The sequence below is a fragment of the Agrococcus versicolor genome (assembly GCF_039531815.1).
GTDB lineage: Bacteria > Actinomycetota > Actinomycetes > Actinomycetales > Microbacteriaceae > Agrococcus > Agrococcus versicolor.
On sequence record NZ_BAAAQT010000005.1, the window covers coordinates 676,052 to 698,305 of the forward strand.

The following is a 22,254-nucleotide window of genomic DNA, read 5'->3' on the forward strand; positions in this document are numbered from 1 at the left end:
CTCCACGATAGGTCGGTAGCCTGAGCGCGTGCGCCACCTTCCCTCCGACTTCACGCTCGGCGTCGCCACGGCGGCCTACCAGATCGAGGGAGCCGCCCACGAGGGCGGTCGCACCGACTCGATCTGGGATGCGTTCGCTCGCGTGCCCGGGGCCGTCGTCGACGGCCACGACGGCGCCGTCGCCTGCGACCACTACCACCGGTACCCCGACGACGTCGCCCTCATGGCCGAGATGGGTGCGCAGTCGTACCGCTTCTCGACGAGCTGGTCGCGCGTGCGTCCCGACGGCGGCGACGTCAACGAGGAGGGCCTCGACTTCTACCGACGCCTCGTCGACGAGCTGCTCGAGCAGGGCATCGCGCCGTGGCTCACGCTGTACCACTGGGACCTGCCGCAGGCGCTCGAGGCGAAGGGCGGCTGGACGTCGCGCGAGACCGTCGACCGATTCGTCGAGTACGCCACGACCGTCGTCGAGGCCGTCGGCGACCGCGTGCCCACGATCACGACCCTCAACGAGCCCTGGTGCTCGTCCTTCCTGTCCTACACGGCCGGCGCGCACGCGCCCGGTCGGCAGAGCGTGCGCGACGGCCTCGTCGCCGGGCACCACCTGCTGCTCGCGCACGGCCTCGGCGTCGACGTCATCCGCGGCCACGCGCCCGACGCATGGGTGGGCATCACGCTCAACCTCACGGTCGCCGACCCGGTCGACCCGCAGAGCGAGGGCGACCGCGACGCCGCACGTCGCATCGACGGGCAGTTCAACCGCTTCTTCCTCGACCCCATCTTCCGCGGCGAGTACCCGGAGGACCTCCTGGCGGACGTCGGGCACCTCGGCCTGGCCGACGCGATCCAGCCGGGCGACCTCGGCTCGATCTCCTCGCCGATCGACGTGCTGGGCGTGAACTACTACCACGGCGACGCCGTCTCGTTCGAGCCGCCTGCCGTCGAGCTGCAGCAGGACGCGCCGACGTCGCGCGCCATCCGCTCGCCCTATCCGGCGGCCGACGGCGTGCACATGCACCCGCGCGGCCTCGCGACGACGTCGATGGGCTGGGAGGTGCAGCCCGAGGGGCTCACGCGCCTGCTGCAGCGCATCCACGCCGAGTACACGGGCCCGGCGATGGTCGACATGTGGGTCACCGAGAACGGCGCCGCCTACGACGACGTGGTCGCGGAGGATGGCGGGGTGCACGACGCCGAGCGCGTCGCGTTCCTCGAGGCGCACCTGGGGGCGGTGCTCGACGCGATCGACGCCGGCGTGCCGGTCGACGGCTACTTCTACTGGTCGATGATGGACAACTACGAGTGGGCGTGGGGCTATCACAAGCGCTTCGGCCTCGTGCACGTCGACTACGAGACGCAGCAGCGCACGCTGAAGGACTCGGCGCTCGCGTTCCAGCGCATCGCGCGCGACCGCACGCTCTGACGCGGAGGCGGATCCTCGGCAGCTCCGCCGCGCACCTCCGAGCCGATGCCCTGCGCGCGGGCTATGGTTCCCCCATGAGCTCTCGCACCGCCGCCATCGTGCTCCGCCTCGCGGGAGCCACGCTCGCACTGTTCGCGATGGGCTACCAGCTGCTGGCCGTCCACATCCCGGCGGGCTACAGCGTCCTCAACTTCTTCTCGTACTTCACGAACCTGTCGAACATCATGATCGCGATCGTGTTCGTCGTGAGCGCGGTGCGGCTCATCGACGGACGCACGGATCCGAGCGCGACCGACGTCGCGCTGCGCGGCGGCGTCGTGGTCTACATCCTCTTCGTCGGGCTCGTCTTCAACACCCTCCTGCGCGACGTCGACCTCGGCGACCTGCTGCCATGGGTCAACGGCATCCTCCACTTCCTGCTGCCCGTGCTCGGGCTCGTCGACTGGATCCTGTGGCCGCCGCGGCGCAGGCTGCCGCTGTCGGTCGTCGGCTGGTGGATGATCTGGCCGGCCGTGTACGCGATCGCCGCCGTCGTCCGCGGCGCCATCACGGGGTTCTACCCGTACCCGTTCTTCGACCCGGCCGCCTCGGGCGGCTACGGTGGCGTCGCGCTGCTGTGCGTCGGCATGGTCGTCGGCTTCCTGATCCTCGCGCTCGGCATCCGCGCGATCGGCAACTGGCTGAGCGAGCGGCGCTGGCAGGACGAGGCGGAGACCGATCCGCCCGTCGCCTCGACCGCGTGACGCGGGGCTCGCCGCGAGGCATCCGGGGCGGTCGCGCATCCGTTCGGGCCGCCGCTCCGAACCACTGATGGACGATCTCGACGGCGGAGAGCAGGACACCATGGCCACCGGCCCCAGCACCAAGCGGTTCCTCGCATGGGCGGCCCTCTCGGGCATCGTCTCGGGCGCCGTCTTCCTCGCGCTCGCAGAGCTCGTCGCGCTCCTCGCGGCGCGGTCGGCGAGCCCGATCCTCGCGGTCGGCTCGTTCGTCATCGACATCGTGCCGCAGCCGTTCAAGGAGTTCGCGATCGCGACCTTCGGCGAGAACGACAAGGTCGCGCTGCTCGCCGGCCTCGGCCTCGCCGTCGTGATCGCCTCGGCCCTCGCCGGCATCCTCCAGCTCGTGCGCCCGCCGCTCGGGCTCGTGATCCTCGGCATCGCCGGCGCCCTCGCGACCGCGGCGACGCTCACGCGCACCGGCGCCGAGCCGCTCGGCTTCCTCCCGCCCGTGCTCGGCGCGGTCGTCGCGTGCCTCGTCCTCGTGCTCCTCGTCCGCAGGCTCCGCGCCTGGCGCGACGCGACGACCGCGACCTCCGCACGCCGCACGCAGCGGACGCAGGCGGGCGAGCACGTCGACGCGCCGCGACCCGGCGTCGACCGCCGCCGCTTCTTCGTCCTCGCCGGCGTCACGAGCGTCGCGGCCGTCGTGGTCGGCATCGGTGCACGCACCGTCACCATGGCGACGTCGTCGGTCGAGGCCATCCGCCGCGCCCTGCGACTGCCCGCTCCGGGCGCGACCGTGGCGATCCCGGACGGCGCCGAGCTCGACGTGCCCGGCATCAGCCCGCTCTTCACCCCCAACGACGACTTCTACCGCGTCGACACCGCGCTCACCGTGCCGACGATCGATCCCGACTCGTGGACGCTCGTCATCGACGGGATGGTCGACCAGCGCGTCGAGCTGACCTTCCGCGACCTGCTCGACATGGGTCTCGACGAGTACGCCATCACGCTCACGTGCGTGTCGAACGAGGTCGGCGGCGGGCTCGTCGGCAACGCGATGTGGCTCGGCCTGCCGATCCGCGACGTGCTGGCGATGGCCGGGCCGCAGCAGGGTGCCGACATGGTGCTCTCGACGAGCGTCGACGGCTACACCGCGAGCACCCCGCTCGCCTCGCTCACCGACGAGGGGCTCGACGCGATCCTCGCCGTCGGCATGAACGGCGAGCCGCTGCCGCTCGAGCACGGCTTCCCCGTGCGCATGGTCGTGCCCGGCCTCTACGGCTACGTGTCGGCGACGAAGTGGGTCACCGAGCTGAAGGTGACGACCTTCGCCGACGACGAGGCCTACTGGACGCCGCGCGGCTACAGCGCCGAGGCGCCCATCAAGTTCTCGTCGCGAGTCGACACCCCGCGCGTGGGCACCCCCGTCTCCGCGGGCACCGTGCCGATCGCCGGCATGGCGTGGGCGCAGACGGTGGGCATCGAGCGCGTCGAGGTCAAGATCGACGACGGCGAGTGGCAGGCCGCGACCCTCTCGAACCCCGTGAACGACGACACGTGGGTGCAGTGGATGCTCGAGTGGGATGCGACGCCCGGCACGCACTACATCGCGTGCCGTGCGGTCAACAAGGCGGGCGAGACGCAGATCGAGGAGCGCGCGCCCATCGCGCCGAACGGGTCGAGCGGCATCCAGCGCCCCCTCATCACCGTCACGTGACGCACGGCACGCCCGCGCGCGCCGCGGCGGCGCGGGCCTAGTCTGTGGCCATGTCGCACAGAGCAGCCGTCATCACCGTGTCCGACCGGTCCGCAGGCGGCGAGCGCCATGACGCGGGCGGCCCCATCGCCGTCGCAGCGCTCCAGGGCGCGGGCTTCGCGTGCGACGCCGCGACGATCGTGCCCGACGGCGCCGACAGCGTCGCCGCAGCCCTGCGCGCCGCCATCGCGGCGGGTGCGCGCGTCGTCGTGACGACCGGCGGCACGGGCGTCGCCCCGCGCGACGAGACGCCGGAGGGCACGGCGCAGGTCATCGAGCAGGACGTGCCGGGCATCGCGGAGGAGCTGCGCAGGCTCGGCGCGGCCGAGCTGCCGCAGGGCATGCTCTCGCGCGGCCTCGTGGGCATCGCCCAGGGGGCGCTCGTCGTCAACCTGCCGGGATCGCCCAACGCCGTCACCACCGGCATGCCGGTCGTGCTGTCGGTCGCGAGCCACGTCGTGCGCCAGCTCGACGGCGCCGACCACCCGTGAGCGCCGTCCCGATCGCGCGCCTGAGCGACCGTGCGCTCGACGTCGCCGAGCACCTCGACGCCGTCGACGACGCGACGGCGGGCGCCACGACGTCGTTCGTCGGGCGCGTGCGCGATCACGACCCGGATGCCTCGACGGCGGTCGTCGCGCTCGAGTACTCGTCGCATCCCGACGCCGAGCGGACGTTGCGCGCCATCGCCGAGCGGGCCGTGGCTGGGACGCCCGCTCGGGCGGCCGTGAGCCATCGCATCGGCAGGCTCGCCGTCGGCGACGCCGCCGTGGTCATCGCCGTCTCGTCGCCCCATCGTGCCGAGGCGTTCGAGGTGTGCCGCACGATCATCGAGGCCATCAAGACCGACCTCCCGGTCTGGAAGCGCCAGGTCGAGGCGGACGGCACGACCGCCTGGAAGGGCATCGGGGGCTGATCCCGTCGCGCCGTCGCCGGCGTCAGCCGCCCGCGAAGGGCGGCAGCACGTCGACGAGCGCGTCGGCAGCGAGCGCGACGTCCGCGTCGGTGCGGACGCCGTCGACGAGCACGGCGCAGCGCGGCAGGAGGTCGCCGAGCCCGGGGCGCTCGGCGGCGAGCGACGCACGGAGCGCGGCGAGGGTCGGCTCGTCGCGCTGCTCCTGCGCGCACCCGGCGAGCTCCTCGGCCGCGGCGAAGTACCGCACGCGCGCCATCAGGCGTCGCCCTCGTCGCGCGTCCACGAGCCCGAGCGCCCGCCCTCCTTGGCGGTGATGCGCACGTGCTCGATCGAGGCCGAGCGATCCATGCCCTTCACCATGTCGACGACGGCGAGCGCCGCGACGGACACGGCCACGAGCGCCTCCATCTCGACGCCCGTGCGGTCGGCGGTGCGCACCGTCGCGGCGATCTCGACGCCCTCGTCGACGATCCGCAGGTCGACGACGGCTCCGTGCACGCCGATGACGTGCGCGAGCGGCAGGAGGTCGGGGGTGCGCTTGGCCGCCTGGATGCCGGCGATGCGGGCGACCGCGAGGACGTCGCCCTTCGGCGCCGAGCCGTCGCGCAGCGTCGCGACGACCTCGGGCGAGCATCGGACGCTCCCGCGGGCCGTGGCGGCGCGCACGGTCGGCTGCTTGGCCGTGACGTCGACCATGCGGGCGTTGCCGGCGGCGTCCAGATGCGTGAGGCTCATGCGATCAGCATGACATCGCAGAGGTCGTCCACCGCGACCGCCGCGACGTCGGCCGGCACGACGGCGTAGGCCTCCGCGCGGCCGAGCCCGCCGGCGAGATGCGATCCCGATCCGCCCGCCGTCGCGGGCGCCACGGTCCACCGCGTCGGATCCGTGCGGTCGATCACGGCGGGCAGGTACTGTCGGCGCCCCGGGGGCGTCGTCCAGGCGACGGCGGCGGGCAGGCGCAGCACGGGGCGCGCGAGGTCGCTCCGCCCCTGCATCGCGAGCAGCGCGGGGCGCACGAACGTCTCGAAGGAGACGGCGGAGCTCACGGGGTTGCCGGGCAGGCCGAACAGCAGCGGCCCGTCGGGGAGGCGGCCGAAGCCCTGCGGCTTGCCGGGCTGCATCGCGACGCGGACGAAGTCCATGCTGCTCGCGAGCTCCATCCGCACGACCTCGTAGGCGCCGGCGCTGACGCCGCCGGAGAGCAGCACGACGTCGGCGGCGCCGACGAGCGAGGCCAGCAGGGCGCGGAGCCCCGCACCGTCGTCGTCGACGGCGCCGCGGTGCACGATGGTCGCGCCGGCCTCGGCTGCGAGGCTCGCGAGCAGGATGCCGTTCGAGTCGGGGATCTGCCCGCGGCGCACGGGGTCGCCGGCGGCCACGAGCTCGGAGCCGGTGGAGACGACGGCGACGCGCGGTCGCCGCGCGGCGACGACGGTCGCGACGCCCGCGGCCGCGACGGCCGACAGCTGCAGGGGCCCCAGGCGGACGCCGGCGGCGAGGATCTCGTCGCCGACGCGAGCGTCCTGGCCCCCGCGGCGCACGAACGCGCCGCGGGCACGGGGAGCGGCGAGCACGACGGTCGTCGACAGGGAGTCGTCGAGACCCCCGAGGGTGTCCTCGAAGGGCACGATGGCGTCGGCGTCGGTCGGCATGGGCGCGCCGGTCATGATGCGCGCCGCCTCGCCCGCGTGCAGCGGGGGATCGTCGGGGGAGCCGGCGGGCAGGTCGGCGACGACCGCGAGGGTCACGGGGGTGTCCTCGCCGGCGGCCGCCACGTCGTCGAGCCGCACGGCGAAGCCGTCCATCGACGAGTTGTCGAAGGCGGGGATGTCGATGGCCGCGCGCACGGGCTCGCGCAGCACGAGGCCGTGGGCGTCGGCGAGCGAGACGGCGCTCGTGGGCAGCGGCACCACGGCGGCCAGCACGGTCGCCAGATGCTCCTCGACGCTGCGCAGCTCGCTCACCGACGGCCCCCCTCGTTCGGGAGGGCTTCGATGCCGCCGGCGAGGACGGATGCCTCGACGCCGACGGCGCGCAGCGCGTGCGCCGCCCGGAGCGCGCGTGCGCCGCGCTGGCACACCACGACGACGGGGCCGGGCCCGATCGCCGCGGGGTCCGCCAGGAGCGTCGCGAGCGGCAGCAGCGTCGAGCCCGGGATGGTGCCCAGCCGCGTCTCCTCCGGCTCGCGCACGTCGAGGAGCCGCGTGCCCGCATCCCGTGCCGCGAGCGTCTGATCGACGCTCAGGTGGGGGATGGGAGGCGCGGCGGCAGCGGGCGGCGTCGCCGGGGTGCCCGGGGCCGTCGTGGACGCGCGCAGCGGCACCTCGGTCTGTCGAGCACGGAGCGCGTCGATGACGACGACGCGGCCGAGGAGGGGCTCGCCGATGCCGGCGACGAGCTTGACGACCTCGAGGGCCATGAGGCCGCCCACCTGCAGGCAGAGCGCGCCGAGCACGCCGACCTGCGCGCACGTGGGCACCTCCCCGACGCGGTCGGGCGGGTAGAGGTCGGCGAGCGTGACGGCGGGCGCGCCGGCGGGCGGCGCCGACCACAGCACGGTGACCTGGGCGTGGAACTCCTGCAGCACGCCCCACACGAGCGGCACGCCGAGCGACTCGGTGGCTGCCGCGACGACCGCGCGGGTCGCGAAGGTGTCGGTGCCGTCGACGACGACGTGGGCGCCGGCGAGCAGCTCGAGCGCGTTCTCCGCCGTGATCCGTCGCTGCACCGCTCGCACCTCGACCTCGGGGGCGAGGCCCGCCGCGACGCGCACGGCGGACGCCGCCTTGGGGGCGCCGACGTCCTCGTGCCGGTGCATCACCTGGCGCTGCAGGTTCGAGGCCTCGACGACGTCGTCGTCGACGATCGTGATCGTGCCGACCCCGGCCGCGGCCAGCGCGAGCACCACGGGCGAGCCGAGGCCTCCGGCCCCGACGACCGCGACGTGCGCCGCGGCGAGCCTGCGCTGCCCGAGCTCCCCGAAGCCCGCGAGCACCGCATGTCGCGCGGTGCGCTCGCGCTCGGCGGGGGAGAGCGCCGCGACCGGCTCGACCAGCGGGGGCAGGGGCATGGGATCAGGCTATGCCGTGGGTCGTCCGGTCGGAGCGACGGTCGCTCGCGTCGGCGCTCGTCCCGCATGTGCGGATCGAAGCGCACGATCCTGCCGCACATGCGGCTACGATGGCGCCATGACGACCTATCGGATCGCGGAGGCCGCGCGCCTGCTGGGCGTGAGCGACGACACCGTGCGCCGATGGGTCGAGCACGGGACGCTGCCGACCACCGGCGGGTCACCCACCAGCATCCCCGGCGCAGCGCTCGCGGCGCACGCCGCCGACCTCGCGCAGGCGGCCGCCGACCCCTCCGATCGGCTCTCGAGCGCCCGCAACCGCTTCGTCGGGCTCGTCACGCGCGTGCAGCGCGACGGCGTCATGGCGCAGGTGGACATCCAGGCGGGTCCGCACCGCGTCGTCTCCCTCATGTCCGCCGAGGCCGTCGACGAGCTCGGGCTCGAGCCGGGATCCCTCGCCGTCGCGGTCGTCAAGGCGACGACCGTCATCGTCGACGCGCCGGCCGGCTGATCGTGCGCGCCCCGCTGCCCGCGGTCGCCCTCGGCGTCGTCGCCCTCGCCCTGCTGTCCGGATGCGCGTCGCCCGCGGCGGATGCGCCCGCGGACGACGACGGCGCGACGGCCGGCGAGCTCTCCGGCGAGCTCACGATCTTCGCCGCGGCCTCGCTCACCGCCGCGTTCGACGAGCTCGCGACCGAGTTCGAGGCGCTGCACCCGCAGGTCGACGTGCTGCCCATCTCGTACGACGGCTCCTCGACGCTCGCGACCCAGATCGTCGAGGGCGCGCCCGCCGACGTCTTCGCCGCCGCCGACGAGGCGACGATGGCGCGCGTCGTCGAGGCGGGGCTCGCGGTCGAGCCCGAGCCGTTCGCGACGAACACGCTCGCCCTCGTGGTGCCCGCAGGCAACCCGGGCGGCGTGACGGGCCTCGACGACCTCGCCGATCCCGACCTCGCCGTCGTGCTGTGCGCGCCCGAGGTGCCGTGCGGCGCCGCCTCCGAGGCGCTGCTGGCCCAGGCCGGCGTCGTCGCGTCGATCGACAGCGCCGAGCAGTCCGTCACGGCCGTGCTCACGAAGGTCGCCGCGGGGGAGGCGGACGCCGGGCTCGTCTACGTCACCGACGCCGCCACGACCGCCGACGTCGAGACCGTCGCGGTCGACGGCACCGAGGACGTCGTGAGCACGTACCCGATCGTCGCGCTCGACGACGCCGGCGACGCCGCGATCGCCGACGCGTTCGTCGCCTTCGTGCTCGACGACGAAGGACGGGCGGTGCTCTCGGGCCTCGGCTTCGGCGCACCATGAGCCGCCTCGACGCGCAGCCGCGCGGCTTCGTGCCGCAGGTGCTGCTCGTGCCGGCCGTGCTCGGCCTCGCGCTGCTCGTCGTGCCGCTCGTCGCGCTCGTCGGCCGCGTCGAGTGGTCGACGCTGCTCGCCGACGTCACGTCGCCGACCGCGCTCGCCGCGCTGTGGCTCTCGCTGCGCACCGCCCTCGTCGCGACCCTGGCGTGCGTCGTGCTCGGCGTGCCCATCGCCCTGTCCATCGCGCGAGCCGGCACCCGCACGGCGGCGCTGCTCCGAGCGATCGTGACGGTGCCGCTCGTCCTGCCCCCCATGGTCGGCGGCGTCGCGCTGCTGTTCCTCCTCGGCCGCACCGGGTGGCTCGGACCGCTCCTGGCCGAGTGGGGCATCCGCATCCCGTTCACGACGACCGCCGTGGTGCTGGCGCAGACGTTCGTCGCGCTGCCGTTCCTCGTGCTCGCCGTCGAGGGGTCGCTGCGATCGACGGGCGTCGCCTACGAGGAGACCGCGGCGGCGCTCGGCGCGGGCCGCTGGCGCATCCTCGCCCGCGTCACGCTGCCGCTCGCCGCGCCCGGCCTCGTCGCCGGGATCGTGCTGTGCTTCGCACGGGCCGTGGGGGAGTTCGGGGCGACGGCGCTCGTCGCCGGCAACGCGCCGGGCGTGACGCAGACGATGCCCCTCGCGATCTACACGGCGTTCAACGGCGCCGGCGTCTCGCAGGGCACGGCCGTCGCCCTGTCGCTGCTGCTGCTCGTCACCGCGGTGACCGTGCTGCTGCTCGTGCGCGCGTGGCGGCCGGGAGCCGTGCGGTGAGCGCCGCGCTCGAGGCGCACGTGGTCGTCGATCGCGGCGGGTTCCGGCTCGACGCGACGCTCGAGGTCGCAGCCGGCGAGATCGTCGCCGTCATGGGGCCGAGCGGCGCCGGCAAGTCGACGCTGCTCGGGGCGCTCGCCGGGCTCGTGCGCCCGACGTCCGGCCGCATCCGCGTCGGCGACCGCACGGTGGACGAGCCGGGCGCGCGTCGCGCGCACGTGCCCCCCATGCGACGCGGCGTCGTGCTGCTCGGGCAGGAGCCGCGCCTCTTCCCGCACCTCACGGCGGCGCAGAACGTCGCGTTCTCGCTGCGGGCGCGCGGCATCGGGCGTGCGCAGGCGCGCGCGGAGGCGTCGGCCTGGCTCGACCGCGTCCGGCTCGCGGAGCTGGGCACGGCGCGACCGGCGGCGCTCTCCGGCGGCCAGCAGCAGCGCGTGGCGCTCGCCCGTGCGCTCGCCGCGGCGCCCAGCATCGTGCTGCTCGACGAGCCCCTCACGTCGCTCGACGCCGAGACGGCCGCCGACGTCCGCACGCTGCTGGTGGCGGAGCTCGCCGCGAGCGGCACGACCGCCGTGCTCGTGACGCATGACGCCGTCGATGCCGTCGCGCTCGCCGCGCGGCTCGTCGTGCTCGAGGACGGACGCGTGACGCAGGTGGGTGCGACGCGCGACGTGCTCTCGGTGCCCGCCACGCGCTTCGCCGCCGCCCTCGCGGGCCTCGATCGACTCGAGGGCGTCGCGAGCGGGGGCGCGTTCGTGCACGACGTCTCCGGCCTCGTGCTGCAGGCCGACGATGCCGCGTCCGTCGCGGCGGCCGCCGTCGACGGCACGCCGCTCGTGGCGGTGCTGCCGCCGTCCGCCGTGCGGATCGACGCGGCCGACGGCGCGACCGCCGATGCGGGCGCGGGCTCGGACGCATGGCGGGCGCGGGTCGTGCGGCTCGAGGCGACGGTCGGCGGCGTCCGCGTCGTCACGACGCCCGTCGACGCTGACGGTCGATCGGCCGGGGCGCAGCCGGGGCCGCGCGTCGACGCGGCGTCCGTCTCGGCGGAGGTGCCCGTGGCGGCGATGGCCGAGCTCGCGCTCGCGCCCGGCGATCGCGTCGTGCTGCGCATCGACCGTCGGCACGTGCGCCTCCTCCGCCGCTGAGGCTCCTCGCGACATCGGATTGCCCGTTCTGCCACGGGCGGAAGCAGGCTCGAGCGCTCGGTGGCGCGCGCACGGCGGGGTAGCGTCGACGCATGCGCCCGAAGCAGCCCTCATGACGGTCACCCCGGTCGTGATCGGGCGACGTCCCGTCCCGCTCGCCGACGCCGGCGACGCGACGACCGGACCGCTGCTCGACGGCTTCGGTCGCGTCCACCGCGACCTGCGCATCTCGCTCACCGACCGCTGCTCGCTGCGCTGCACGTACTGCATGCCGGAGCAGGGCATGGAGTGGCTCGCCCGCAGCAGCATCCTCACGCTCGACGAGATCGAGCACGTCGCGCGCGTCGCCGCCGCGGCGGGCATCACGACCCTGCGGCTCACCGGTGGCGAGCCGCTGCTGCGGCCCGACATCGTCGAGGTCGTGCGCAGGCTCGGCCGCATCGTCGGCATCGACGGCGAGCCGCTCGAGCTCACGATGACGACGAACGGCATCCGGCTCGAGGAGATGCTGCCCGACCTCGTCGACGCCGGGCTGCGGCGCCTCAACATCTCGATCGACACCATCGACCGCGAGCGCTTCCGCGCGCTCACGCGACGCGACCGGCTCGACGACGTGCTCGCCGGCATCCGCGCCGCGCAGGCCTCGGGGCTGCGACCGCTCAAGCTCAACGCCGTCGCGATGCGGGGCGTCAACGACCACGAGATCGTCGAGCTGGTCGAGTTCGCGATCGCGCACGACGCGCAGCTGCGCTTCATCGAGCAGATGCCGCTCGACGCCGGGCACACGTGGGACCGGACGACGATGGTGACGCGCGAGGAGATCCTCGCGGCGCTCGAGGAGCGCTGGACGCTGACGCCCGTGCTCGGACGCGGCGGGGCGCCCGCCGAGCGGTGGACGCTCGGCAGCACCGCGAGCGACGGCGAGCCGCACACCGTGGGCGTCATCGCGTCGGTCACGGCGCCGTTCTGCGGCGACTGCGACCGGCTGCGCCTCACGGCCGACGGCCAGCTGCGCAACTGCCTCTTCTCGACGAGCGAGTACGACCTGCTGCCCGTGCTGCGCGGCGACGACGCGAGCGACGCGGCGATCGACCGCGTGCTGCGCGCCTGCATCCGCGGCAAGCTGCCCGGCCACGCGATCGACGACCCGAGCTTCCTGCAGCCGTCTCGCGGCATGAACGCCATCGGCGGCTGACGCCGGTGGAGGGGATGACGGGAATCGAACCCGCGTAAACAGTTTGGAAGACTGTGGCTCTACCATTGAGCTACATCCCCGGCGCCTGACCGGCGACTCCACGCTACACGCTCGCAGGGCCGCCCGGGTCCGCCGGCTCGGCCCGGTCCGGCATCCTCGATGCGCCCCGCGTCCTGGCGTCGTGCCCTCGGATCGCGATGCGCTTCGCGACGAGGCGTGCGACGACCGCGGAGGGGACGCCGTAGGGGAGCGTGGCGGGGATGAGTCCGATGCCGCCCTCGCTCATGACGAGCGAGAACAGCGCGCAGCCGATGGCGCCGAGGCCCGCGAAGACCGCGAGGTGGATCCACTCCGCACGCACCGGACGCAGCAGCGACGCGGCGACGGCTGCGATCGGGATGCCGTAGCAGCCGAGCACCGGCAGGCCGAAGAGGACGGCGATGGCAGCTCCGCCGATCCAGTCCGTCCCGCCGTCGGACAGCCCGGCGACGGCACCGACGATCAGCGCCACGACCGTCATGGTCGCGGCACCGGCGAGCCAGCCGACGCCGAGGTCGACGAGCGACCACTCGTTGCGTCGAGGATCGCGCGGCGGCCGCAGGCCGGGACGCGCGTCGAGGTCGCCTGGGAGTCCCATGGTCGCGCCTCCGTGTCCTGTCGCTCGTGCGTCGGCCGAGCATCCAGCATGCACGACGCCCGCGGGGCGGGGCGGCAGCCGTCGCCGCACGCACGACAGACGGGGCCGGCCCGAAGGCCGACCCCGTCATGATCCCGTGTCGATCACGCCAGTGGCGTCATCACATCGGGGGCATCATCACCTGGTCGATCAGGTAGACGGTCGCGTTCGCCGTCTGGACGCCACCGCAGATGACGTTCGCACCGTTGACGGTCAGGTTGTCGCCCGAGCCCTCGACGGTCACGGTGCCACCCTGCACCGTGGTCTGCTCGCCCACGATGTCGGCCGGAGCGATCTGGCCGGGCACCACGTGGTACGTGAGGACCGAGGTCAGCGTCGCAGCGCCCTCAGGCGTCTGGAGCAGTGCGACCGTGTCGGCCGGCAGCGCCGCGAAGGCGTCGTCGACCGGAGCGAAGACGGTGAACTCGTCGCCGTTGAGCGTGTCGACGAGGTTCACGTCGGGGTTCAGCTGGCCGGAGACGGCAGCGGTGAGCTGCGTGAGGAGCGGGTTGTTGCTCGCGGCGACGGCGACGGGGTCGAGCGACATGCCCTCGACCGAGCCGGCGCCATCCGGCACTGCCTCGGCGTACGCGGCGCAGCCGGTGCCCACGAGGTTCGCGGCCGGGTCGGCCGTGGCCTCGCTGGTCTCGGGTGCCGACGACTCGGGAGCCGACGACTCGGGAGCCGAGGACTCCTCCGAGCCGGAGTCCGTGCCGGTCGAGCAGCCGACGAGCGCGAACGTTGCGACGCCTGCCATCACGAGACCGGCGGTGAGCGGGTTCTTTCGGGTGAGCATCACAGCTCTCCTTCCACTGTCCATCACTGGAACGGGTTCCCGACGAGCGCCGGGCATGTCAAGGCTTCGGCGTGCTCGTCACGATGGATTGGAAACTCGTCGGATCCGTCGGGAATCCGGTCGGCAGCCCCGCTGTTGCACGCGTGCACGCCGGTCCGCGAGCGCGAGCGGGAGGCACGCGCGAACCGCGACCCATCCGGCGAGCGCCCGGCGCCGAACCACTCGGGACGCGAGGAGGAGCACATGCTCGTCATCACCGCAGGGATCGGCGCACACGCCGACGTCGCATCGCGACGCGCCCTCTCCTCCGTCCCGCGAGCACACCTCCGGGTGACCTAGGCGCACGGCGGGGGCACCTCCTGTCCTCGTGTCCTCGCCGTGCTCGAACCTCGACGGCCCCGCCAGACGGCGGGGCCGTCGTCGTGTCGCGCCCCTCGTGCTCGACCTCGGCCGAGCCCATCCGCGGTCAGCGGTAGCGGATCACCGCCGCACGGATCGCATCTGCATGGCTGTAGATCTCGTCCAGCTCGTCGATCGCATGTCGGACCTCGGTCTTCTGCTCGTCGAGGAGTCCCAGGTACTTCTGCCGGCCATTGAAGTGCAGGCGCGCGATGGGCTTGCGGTTGTTGTCGTCCAGGAGGACTGCGAAGTAGCTCTTGGCATCGCGGTGGGTGACCCGCTGCGGCTTCGTCTCGCCGCACGCGATCGCCTTGACGATCTGATAGCCCTCGAGCTCCTCGAGCGTCGTCTCGACCTCGGTGTCCCGGTCGAGATCGCCCTGGGCGACGGGGCCGCTCGTGACCGCACCGGCGTCGCCAGCCTCGGAGCGGACGCTCACACCTGCTCCGAGGGCCGTCTTCAGGCGATCGTTGACGCTCTCGGTGAGGAACTGCCGCGAGGCCTTGGTCACGAGCGCGGTGAACTGCTCGCGCACCCGCTGCGTGTAGGAGCCCTCGTACACGCGCTGTGCGAAGAACTTGATCCACTCGTCGCTCGGCTCGCGGAACTGTCCGGCGATCTCACGCTTGAGCGCACCGACGTACTTCAGCTCCTCCGCGGAGCTGATGATCGACTCCAGGTCGAAGCTCGCCTTGCTCAGCTTCTGCACCTCGGTGATCAACGTGTCGTCGATGTCGAGCAGGTCGAGCACCAGGAAGGGCTTCGCGTCCATCCGGTTGGGCGCATCCAGGTCGGTGAAGAACTGCCAGATGACGCCGTTGGTGAGCGCCGCGATGCGCGCGTTCGTCGTCGCGAAGTATCGGTACAGCTGCGAGGCGTGCTCGATCTTCGGGGCACCGGTCGACGCCTTGCACTCGATGAGGATCTGCACCTCGCCCTCGCGCATGATGGCGTAGTCGATCTTCTCGCCCTTCTTGATCCCCACGTCAGCCGTGAACTCGGGGACCACCTCGAGAGGGTCGAAGACGTCGTAGCCGAGGATCGACGAGATGAACGGCATCACGAAGGCGTTCTTCGTCGCCTCCTCGGTGCCGATCGCGGCTGCCTGGTTCGACACCTTCGTCGCCAGTGCGGCGAGCCGATCTTGGAACTCCACGTTTCCTCCTGCAGGTCTGTGCGCCGAGACTATCCCTGTGGAGTCCTCATCTGTCGGTACATCGCAACTCGATCTCGGGAGCCAGCAGGTCGCCGGTCGACGCCGACGCCCTCGGCACGATGCCCCGCACGCACGACGACGCCCCCGGTCGGCGGACCGGGGGCGTCGAGTCGCGGGAGCGCTGGGCTACGTCGTCATGACGAGCAGCGCCTGCGAGGTCGGCTGCTCGGAGCCGCCGGCGGGCTCGATCGTGATGGCCACGCCGTCGCCCTCCTGCAGCTCGCCGTCGAGGACGTGGACGACGCTGCCGTCGCCGCCCTCGAAGACGCCTGCGGCGATCGGCTCGCCGTCGCGCATGAGCCACGCCTCGTAGACCTGCTCCTGGTCGAGCGCAGAGAGGCCCTCGAACACCAGCGCCACGTCGCCCTGCTCGTGCGACCACATCAGCGTGGCGCGCGTGCCGTCGGCGAGCGATGCCGTCTGGGTGCTGACGTCCGATGCGTGAACGAGCGCCGAGACCTCGTCGGGTCCGCGCATGGCCTGGCCGATGCCGACGCCGCCGACGAGCAGCACGACGGCTGCCGCGGCCGCCGCCAGCACGGAGGCGGGACGCTGGAACCAGCGACGCTGCGCCGCGAGCTCGCGCGGTCCGGCCGTCGACGCACCGGCACCGACGTGCGCGGGCTCGCGCTCGGTGGCGTCCTGCGCGGCAGCCTCGTCGTCGCGGCCCCCCACGACCGCGACCTCGGGCCGCACCTGCTCGGTCGCCGCGACCTGCTCGAAGATGCGCGCACGCAGCTCCGCAGGCGGCGCGACCGCGACCGCGGCGCCGAGCGCCGCCGCCGTCTCCTGCATGTCGGCGAGCTCGGCGAGCGTGGCCTCGTCGGCCTGCTCGTCGAAGCGTCGCCGCTCCTCGTGGTCGAGCGCGTCGAGCGCCCGTCCCGCGATGTCCTCTCGATCCTGCGTCATCACGACACCCCCATTGCCGCTCGGAGACGGATCATGCCGTCTCGAAGCCTCGTCTTCACCGTCCCGAGCGGCGTCTGCAGCCGCTCGGCGATCTCCGTCTGCGTGAGCCCGCCGTAGTAGGCGAGCACGATCGCCTCGCGATGCGCCTCCGTCAGCGTCTCGAGCGCCTCGCGGACGCGCTTGCCCTCCAGCCGCACGTCGGCGGCCTCGCTGACGACGTCGAACGGCGCCACGGAGTCGCGGATGCCGATCCGCTCGTCGCGGTCGCGCTGCGACTGCGAGGACCGCACGCGGTCCACCGCCTTCGAATGCGCGAGCGCGAGCGCCCACCCGATGGCGGAGCCCCGTGCGGAGTCGTACGTGGGGGCCTTGCGCCACATGTCCACGAACACCTCCTGGGTCACCTCCTCGGCCTGCGATCGGTCGACGAGCACTCGCAGCACGAGTCCGAAGACTCGGGCGGAGAGCGCGTCGTAGACCGTCGCGAACGCCTCGCGATCGCCGGCGGCGACGCGCATCAGCGCATCGTCGACGTCGGTCGCGCGCCGTTGGGGCACAACAGGGCTCGGCTCAGGGACAGCTGTCACATCGACCAGCATCCCACGCGCCCGCGGCAGAGCCGGTAGCGACCAGCCCATCGCGATCGTCGTCATGGCAGGGGTTCGGAGCCGCACGCCACCTGGATTGTCCAGACGTCCGACCGTTCGACCGTCGCTGTCCTCCCGCTGGACACGGTGGGCTAGACTCGCTCGGTGCGCTTCCTGCCTGAGCACGAGCGCCCACGGGGCGTAGCTCAGCCTGGCTAGAGCACCCGCTTTGGGAGCGGGAGGTCGCGAGTTCGAATCCCGTCGCCCCGACTCCAAGACCACCGATCCGAATCCAGGAGACGACCACGTGAAGACCACGGTCGAGCAGCTCGAGCCCACGCGCGCGAAGCTCACCATCGCGGTGACGCCGGACGAGCTGCGCCCCGCCATCGATGCCGCCTACAAGGAGATCGCGGAGCAGATCCAGATCCCCGGCTTCCGCAAGGGCAAGGTCCCGGCTCCCATCATCGATCAGCGCATCGGTCGCGACCAGGTGCTGAGCCAGGCCGTGTCCGAGTCGATCGACGAGCACTACCGCGCCGGCGTCGCCGAGTCGGGCATCAAGCCCCTCGGCCGTCCGAGCGCCGACATCGCCGAGTGGCCCGACGCGAAGGACTTCTCGGGCGACCTCGTCCTCGAGATCGAGGTCGACGTGCGCCCCGAGTTCGAGATGCCGGCCCTCGAGGGCCGCGTCGTCGAGATCCCCGCGGTCGCCGTCGGCGACGAGGCGATCGACGCCGAGCTCGAGACGCTGCGCACGCGCTTCGGCACGCTCGTCACCGTCGACCGCCCTGCGGCCACCGGCGACTTCGTCACGCTCGACCTCGTCGCCACGATCGACGGCGCCGAGGTCGACCGCGCGGCGGGCGTCTCGTACGAGGTCGGATCGGGCGAGCTGCTCGACGGCATCGACGAGGCCGTCGAGTCGCTCACCGCGGGCGAGGAGACGACGTTCACGTCGACGCTCGTCGGCGGCGAGCACGCGGGCTCCGACGCCGAGGTGCAGGTCTCGGTCACGGCCGTCAAGGAGCGCGAGCTCCCGGAGGCCGACGACGACTTCGCGCAGATGGCCAGCCAGTTCGACACGATCGCCGAGCTCCGCGAGGACCTCTCGAGCACCGTCGCGCGTCGCGAGACCCTCGGCCAGGCGCAGGCGGCCCGCGAGGCGCTGCAGCAGGCGCTCGTCGCCGACGCCGACATCCCCGTGCCCTCGCAGGCCGTCGAGGACGAGGTGCACCGTCACCTCGAGGGCGAGAACCGCCTCGAGGACGACGTGCACCGCGCCGAGGTCAAGGAGGAGACCGAGAAGCAGATCCGCTCCGGCATCCTCTTCGATCGCATCGCCGAGGAGCAGGACCTCCAGGTCTCGCAGACCGAGCTGTCGCAGTACGTCATGCAGATGGCGCAGCAGTACCAGATGCCGCCGCAGGAGCTCGTCGAGATCCTGCAGCAGAACGGCCAGCTGCCGACGATCCTCGCCGACCTCCTGCGCGGCAAGGCGCTCACGTGGGCGCTCGGCCAGGTCGAGGTCAAGGACTCGAACGGCGAGACGATCGACCTCTCCGAGTTCACGAGCACCGAGCCCGAGACGACCGAGAGCGACGTCGAGGCCGCGATCCGTCAGGCCGAGGCGCGCATCGCCGCCGACGACCAGGAGTGACCGACCGGAGGGGCCGGACCGCACGCGGTCCGGCCCCTTCGTCGTCCCCGCACGCCTGCGGCGAACAGGCCCTGGAGCGTGCGTTGCATGACCGTAGTGTTGAACCGACCGAAGGAGCATGACGTGGCTGAAACCGCCTTCCCGCCCACCGTCTTCGACAGACTGCTGCGCGACCGAATCATCTGGCTCGGCGAGGACGTGCGCGACGACAACGCGAACGAGATCTGCGCGAAGATCCTGCTGCTCGCAGCCGAGGACCCCAACAAGGACATCTACCTCTACATCAACTCGCCCGGCGGCTCGGTCACCGCGGGCATGGCGATCTACGACACGATGCAGTTCGTCCCGAACGACATCGTCACGGTGGGCATCGGCATGGCCGCCTCGATGGGCCAGCTGCTGCTCACGTCGGGCACGATCGGCAAGCGCTACATCACGCCGAACGCTCGCGTGCTGCTGCACCAGCCGCACGGCGGCTTCGGCGGCACCTCGTCCGACATCCAGACGCAGGCGCAGCTCATCCTCGACATGAAGCGCCGCCTCGCCGAGATCACGGCGGAGCGCACGGGCAAGACGGTCGACCAGGTCAACGCCGACGGCGACCGCGACCGCTGGTTCACCGCGCAGGAGGCCCTCGAGTACGGCTTCGTCGACCACCTCCGCGAGTCGGCGACCGAGGTCGCGGGCGGCGGTGGCACCGACCCCGCAGCCACCGATCCCGACGCATCGGGCACCGACCAGGAGGAGAACCGATGACCCCGACGTTCGAGGCGGGCGGACGCTCGCTCGAGATGCCCGGCGCACGCTACATCTTGCCGTCGTTCGAGGAGCGCACGGCCTACGGATACAAGCGCCAGGACCCGTACGCGAAGCTCTTCGAGGACCGCATCATCTTCCTCGGCGTGCAGGTCGACGACGCGTCGGCCGACGACATCATGGCGCAGCTGCTCGTGCTCGAGTCGCAGGACCCGGACCGCGACATCGTCATGTACATCAACTCGCCCGGTGGCTCGTTCACGGCCATGACGGCGATCTACGACACGATGCAGTACATCCGTCCGCAGGTGCAGACGGTGTGCCTCGGCCAGGCCGCATCGGCCGCGGCCGTGCTGCTCGCGGCGGGCGAGCCCGGCAAGCGCCTCGCGCTGCCCAACGCCCGCATCCTCATCCACCAGCCCTCCACGGGCGAGGCGACCCGCGGCCAGGCCTCGGACATCGAGATCCAGGCCCGCGAGGTGCTGCGGATGCGCGGATGGCTCGAGCAGACGCTCGCGGCGCACTCGAAGAAGGACGTCGAGCAGGTGTCGCGCGACATCGAGCGCGACACGTTCCTCTCGGCCGAGGAGGCCTTCGAGTACGGCCTCATCGACCAGGTGCTCACCTCGCGCAAGACCCAGCCGGCACTGCTCGGCTGACCTCGCGCAGACGACGGCCCCCGCCCATCGGGCGGGGGCCGTCGTGCGTCCGGGGTGCTCGGGCGCGTCAGCGGGCGTCGGGGTCGCGCGGCTCCTCGGCGCCGTGCTCGCGGCGCAGGCCGCGGCGCCACGTGATGACGAGCACGGCCGCGACGGCCGCGAGGAGCGCGAGGCCGATGCCGACGTAGGCGAGCGAGGGCAGGCCGCCCTCGTCCTCCTCCGACTCGGCGCCGCTCGGCGACGCCGACGGTGCCGTGGACGACGACGGCGGCTCGCTCGTCGCCGACGCGGAGGGCTCGGCGGTCGCGCCGGGGTCGGCGGAGGCGGATGCGGACGGCTCCGCCGACGCGGAGGCCGAGGGCGCGGCCGCGCCGCACTCGGGGGCCTGCGCGGCGCCCGGGACGGCTGCGGCGTCCTCGCCCGGCTCCCAGGCGAAGGTCGCCGCGCCCTCGATGGGGTGGCCGTCGGCCGAGACGAGCCCGTACCGCATCGTGTACACGCCCGCCTCGCCGAGCGTCGCCGCCGTCGAGAGCGTCGCGCCGTCGACGGCCATGCAGCCGTCGCCGTAGTACAGGCCGTCCTGGTCGGTGATGAGGATGAGGTTCGAGCTCGATCCGTCGATCGCCACGATGTCCTCGTTCGCCGTGACGGCGAACGCCTCGGGGAGCGTCGAGATGGTCGAGCCGTCCTCCGGGGTCGTGCCGACGATCGAGGCGTGCATCGGCATCGGCAGGACGAGGGCCGCGGCGACGGCGGCGAGCGCGAGGGAGTGGATCACCCCTCCACGGTAGCCGCGGGCTCGGACGCTCGCGTGCACGCGAGCGCGTCCGCGGAGGGCGGATCCGACGCCACGCGTCATGCTGCACGGCCCTGTCAGCGCGCGGCGGTAGGCTCTGTGGCACCCGAACCGGGACGGAGAGGTGCCATGGCACGACTCGGAGAGAGCGGCGATCTGCTCAAGTGCTCCTTCTGCGGCAAGAGCCAGAAGCAGGTGCAGCAGCTGATCGCGGGCCCTGCCGTGTACATCTGCGACGAGTGCGTCGAGCTGTGCAACGAGATCATCGAGGAGCGGCTCGCCGAGGCGGGCGAGGCGCCCGTCGACGGCGACATGCCCCTGCCGAAGCCCAAGGAGATCTACGACTTCCTCGAGGAGTACGTCGTCGGGCAGCACTCGGCGAAGCGCTCCCTGTCGGTCGCGGTCTACAACCACTACAAGCGCGTGCAGGCCATGCAGTCGATCTCGAGCGCCGACGCCGTGCGCGACCAGGTCGAGCTGCAGAAGTCGAACATCCTCATGGTCGGCCCGACGGGCTGCGGCAAGTCGTACCTCGCCTCCACGCTCGCGAGGCGGCTCGACGTGCCGTTCGCCGTCGCCGACGCGACGTCGCTCACCGAGGCCGGCTACGTCGGCGAGGACGTCGAGAACATCCTCCTCAAGCTCATCCAGGCCGCCGACTTCGACGTCAAGCGCGCCGAGACGGGCATCATCTTCATCGACGAGATCGACAAGGTGGCCCGCAAGGCCGAGAACCCGTCGATCACGCGCGACGTGTCGGGCGAGGGCGTGCAGCAGGCGCTGCTGAAGATCCTCGAGGGCACGGTCGCCTCGGTGCCGCCGCAGGGCGGCCGCAAGCACCCGAACTCCGAGTTCATCCAGATCGACACGTCGAACGTGCTGTTCATCGTCGCGGGCGCGTTCGCCGGCCTCGAGGACATCATCGCGAGCCGCGCGGGCAAGCGCGGCATCGGCTTCGGCGCCGAGATCTCGTCGGCGAAGGCCGACCTCGACATCTTCAGCGAGGTGCTGCCGGAGGACCTCCACAAGTTCGGGCTCATCCCGGAGTTCATCGGTCGTCTGCCCGTCATCGCGACGGTGTCGCCGCTCGATCGCTCCGCGCTCGTCGAGATCCTCACCGAGCCGCGCAACGCGCTCGTCAAGCAGTACCAGCGCATGTTCGAGCTCGACGACGTGCGGCTCGACTTCGAGCCGGCCGCGCTCGACGCGATCGCCGACCTCGCCGTGCTGCGGAAGACGGGCGCGCGCGGCCTGCGGGCGATCCTCGAGGACATCCTCGCTCCCGTGATGTTCGAGGTGCCGTCGGTCGAGGGCATCGCGCGCGTCATCGTGACGGAGGAGTCGGTGACCACGGGCGAGACGCCCGTCATGCTCACCGCCGACGACATCGAGCAGCTCTCGGCCTGACGCGGCGGGGGCGCTCGAGGGCCGATGTGGCCCTCGGGGT

The 22,254-nt window shown here is 72.8% G+C and carries 24 protein-coding genes and 2 tRNA genes; 15 read left to right on the forward strand and 11 right to left on the reverse strand.

What is annotated here, in order from left to right; genetic code table 11:
• Nucleotides 1-28 precede the first annotated feature (28 nt).
• The 5 genes from ABD249_RS06085 (at nt 29) to ABD249_RS06105 (ending at nt 4,823) form a co-directional block, all read left to right on the forward strand.
• Nucleotides 29-1,426, forward strand: coding sequence for a GH1 family beta-glucosidase (locus tag ABD249_RS06085; RefSeq protein ID WP_344341527.1), 1,398 nt, complete (start codon nt 29-31; stop codon nt 1,424-1,426).
• Between the two features lie 74 nt (nt 1,427-1,500).
• Nucleotides 1,501-2,169 (forward strand): Pr6Pr family membrane protein, encoded by a 669-nt coding sequence (locus tag ABD249_RS06090; protein WP_344341530.1) that lies wholly within the window; start codon nt 1,501-1,503, stop codon nt 2,167-2,169.
• Nucleotides 2,170-2,269: 100 nt separating this feature from the next.
• A complete protein-coding gene (locus ABD249_RS06095) occupies nt 2,270-3,868 on the forward strand; it encodes a molybdopterin-dependent oxidoreductase (protein WP_344342536.1) in 1,599 nt (532 codons plus the stop codon).
• 50 nt (nt 3,869-3,918) lie between these two features.
• Nucleotides 3,919-4,398 carry a MogA/MoaB family molybdenum cofactor biosynthesis protein gene (locus ABD249_RS06100; RefSeq protein ID WP_344341532.1) on the forward strand — a complete coding sequence of 160 codons (480 nt, stop codon included), beginning with the start codon at nt 3,919-3,921 and terminating at the stop codon, nt 4,396-4,398.
• Entirely contained in the window at nt 4,395-4,823 is a 429-nt protein-coding gene (locus ABD249_RS06105; RefSeq protein WP_344341535.1) for a molybdenum cofactor biosynthesis protein MoaE, read from the forward strand. Before ABD249_RS06100 ends, ABD249_RS06105 begins: the two co-directional genes overlap by 4 nt.
• A gap of 22 nt (nt 4,824-4,845) precedes the next feature.
• Here the strand turns inward: ABD249_RS06105 and ABD249_RS06110 are convergent, their stop codons facing one another.
• From ABD249_RS06110 to ABD249_RS06125, 4 genes are read right to left on the reverse strand one after another with little or no spacing between them, the layout of a single operon-like run.
• Nucleotides 4,846-5,079 carry a MoaD/ThiS family protein gene (locus tag ABD249_RS06110; RefSeq protein ID WP_344341538.1) on the reverse strand — a complete coding sequence of 78 codons (234 nt, stop codon included), beginning with the start codon at nt 5,077-5,079 and terminating at the stop codon, nt 4,846-4,848.
• Entirely contained in the window at nt 5,079-5,558 is a 480-nt protein-coding gene (moaC, locus tag ABD249_RS06115) for a cyclic pyranopterin monophosphate synthase MoaC (protein ID WP_344341541.1), read from the reverse strand. Before moaC ends, ABD249_RS06110 begins: the two co-directional genes overlap by 1 nt.
• Nucleotides 5,555-6,790, reverse strand: coding sequence for a molybdopterin molybdotransferase MoeA (locus tag ABD249_RS06120; RefSeq protein ID WP_344341547.1), 1,236 nt, complete (start codon nt 6,788-6,790; stop codon nt 5,555-5,557). Before ABD249_RS06120 ends, moaC begins: the two co-directional genes overlap by 4 nt.
• On the reverse strand, nt 6,787-7,896 hold the full coding sequence (locus tag ABD249_RS06125; protein ID WP_344341550.1) for a ThiF family adenylyltransferase: 1,110 nt from the start codon (nt 7,894-7,896) through the stop codon (nt 6,787-6,789). The genes ABD249_RS06120 and ABD249_RS06125 overlap by 4 nt, the downstream gene beginning before the upstream one ends.
• A 118-nt stretch (nt 7,897-8,014) precedes the next feature.
• Between ABD249_RS06125 and ABD249_RS06130 the strand changes: the two genes are divergently transcribed.
• From ABD249_RS06130 to moaA, 5 genes are all read left to right on the forward strand, one after another.
• The gene (locus ABD249_RS06130) at nt 8,015-8,407 is read left to right on the forward strand and encodes a TOBE domain-containing protein (RefSeq protein WP_344341553.1); all 393 of its coding nucleotides are present in this window, start codon (nt 8,015-8,017) and stop codon (nt 8,405-8,407) included.
• Nucleotides 8,408-8,409: 2 nt separating this feature from the next.
• Nucleotides 8,410-9,201, forward strand: coding sequence for a molybdate ABC transporter substrate-binding protein (gene modA, locus ABD249_RS06135; RefSeq protein WP_425546290.1), 792 nt, complete (start codon nt 8,410-8,412; stop codon nt 9,199-9,201).
• On the forward strand, nt 9,198-10,010 hold the full coding sequence (locus ABD249_RS06140; protein WP_344341556.1) for an ABC transporter permease: 813 nt from the start codon (nt 9,198-9,200) through the stop codon (nt 10,008-10,010). Before modA ends, ABD249_RS06140 begins: the two co-directional genes overlap by 4 nt.
• The gene (locus tag ABD249_RS06145; RefSeq protein WP_344341559.1) at nt 10,007-11,158 is read left to right on the forward strand and encodes a sulfate/molybdate ABC transporter ATP-binding protein; all 1,152 of its coding nucleotides are present in this window, start codon (nt 10,007-10,009) and stop codon (nt 11,156-11,158) included. The genes ABD249_RS06140 and ABD249_RS06145 overlap by 4 nt, the downstream gene beginning before the upstream one ends.
• Before the next feature lie 112 nt (nt 11,159-11,270).
• Nucleotides 11,271-12,353, forward strand: a complete 1,083-nt coding sequence (gene moaA / locus ABD249_RS06150; protein ID WP_344341562.1) for a GTP 3',8-cyclase MoaA — start codon at nt 11,271-11,273, stop codon at nt 12,351-12,353.
• 6 nt (nt 12,354-12,359) lie between these two features.
• On the opposite strand, the gene ABD249_RS06155 is transcribed toward moaA, so the two are convergent.
• The 6 genes from ABD249_RS06155 to sigK form a co-directional block, all read right to left on the reverse strand.
• A tRNA-Gly gene (locus tag ABD249_RS06155) sits at nt 12,360-12,433 on the reverse strand.
• A 23-nt stretch (nt 12,434-12,456) separates the two neighbouring features.
• Nucleotides 12,457-12,990, reverse strand: coding sequence for a hypothetical protein (locus ABD249_RS06160; RefSeq protein WP_344341565.1), 534 nt, complete (start codon nt 12,988-12,990; stop codon nt 12,457-12,459).
• A gap of 160 nt (nt 12,991-13,150) precedes the next feature.
• The gene (locus tag ABD249_RS06165) at nt 13,151-13,825 is read right to left on the reverse strand and encodes a fasciclin domain-containing protein (RefSeq protein WP_344341568.1); all 675 of its coding nucleotides are present in this window, start codon (nt 13,823-13,825) and stop codon (nt 13,151-13,153) included.
• Nucleotides 13,826-14,291: 466 nt separating this feature from the next.
• Nucleotides 14,292-15,380: a type I restriction enzyme HsdR N-terminal domain-containing protein gene (locus ABD249_RS06170; RefSeq protein ID WP_344341571.1), complete on the reverse strand. Its 1,089-nt coding sequence runs from the start codon at nt 15,378-15,380 to the stop codon at nt 14,292-14,294.
• Between the two features lie 186 nt (nt 15,381-15,566).
• Complete coding sequence (locus ABD249_RS06175; protein WP_344341574.1) at nt 15,567-16,349, reverse strand: anti-sigma factor; 783 nt, start codon at nt 16,347-16,349, stop codon at nt 15,567-15,569.
• Nucleotides 16,349-17,122 carry an ECF RNA polymerase sigma factor SigK gene (gene sigK / locus ABD249_RS06180; protein ID WP_344341577.1) on the reverse strand — a complete coding sequence of 258 codons (774 nt, stop codon included), beginning with the start codon at nt 17,120-17,122 and terminating at the stop codon, nt 16,349-16,351. The genes ABD249_RS06175 and sigK overlap by 1 nt, the downstream gene beginning before the upstream one ends.
• Before the next feature lie 9 nt (nt 17,123-17,131).
• Here sigK and ABD249_RS06185 point away from each other — a divergent pair.
• The 4 genes from ABD249_RS06185 to ABD249_RS06200 all read left to right on the forward strand — a co-directional run bounded on the left by ABD249_RS06185 (nt 17,132) and on the right by ABD249_RS06200 (nt 20,011).
• Nucleotides 17,132-17,206: transfer RNA gene (locus ABD249_RS06185), tRNA-Pro, on the forward strand.
• Between the two features lie 37 nt (nt 17,207-17,243).
• Nucleotides 17,244-18,596 (forward strand): trigger factor, encoded by a 1,353-nt coding sequence (gene tig / locus ABD249_RS06190; RefSeq protein WP_344341580.1) that lies wholly within the window; start codon nt 17,244-17,246, stop codon nt 18,594-18,596.
• Between the two features lie 123 nt (nt 18,597-18,719).
• Nucleotides 18,720-19,352, forward strand: a complete 633-nt coding sequence (locus ABD249_RS06195; protein WP_344341584.1) for an ATP-dependent Clp protease proteolytic subunit — start codon at nt 18,720-18,722, stop codon at nt 19,350-19,352.
• The gene (locus tag ABD249_RS06200) at nt 19,349-20,011 is read left to right on the forward strand and encodes an ATP-dependent Clp protease proteolytic subunit (RefSeq protein WP_344341587.1); all 663 of its coding nucleotides are present in this window, start codon (nt 19,349-19,351) and stop codon (nt 20,009-20,011) included. The genes ABD249_RS06195 and ABD249_RS06200 overlap by 4 nt, the downstream gene beginning before the upstream one ends.
• 67 nt (nt 20,012-20,078) lie before the next feature.
• Here the strand turns inward: ABD249_RS06200 and ABD249_RS06205 are convergent, their stop codons facing one another.
• On the reverse strand, nt 20,079-20,789 hold the full coding sequence (locus tag ABD249_RS06205) for a copper resistance CopC family protein (RefSeq protein ID WP_344341590.1): 711 nt from the start codon (nt 20,787-20,789) through the stop codon (nt 20,079-20,081).
• A 147-nt stretch (nt 20,790-20,936) separates the two neighbouring features.
• On the opposite strand from ABD249_RS06205, the gene clpX reads away from it, so the two are divergent.
• Nucleotides 20,937-22,214 (forward strand): ATP-dependent Clp protease ATP-binding subunit ClpX, encoded by a 1,278-nt coding sequence (clpX, locus tag ABD249_RS06210; RefSeq protein ID WP_344341593.1) that lies wholly within the window; start codon nt 20,937-20,939, stop codon nt 22,212-22,214.
• The last annotated feature ends 40 nt before the right edge of the window (nt 22,215-22,254 follow it).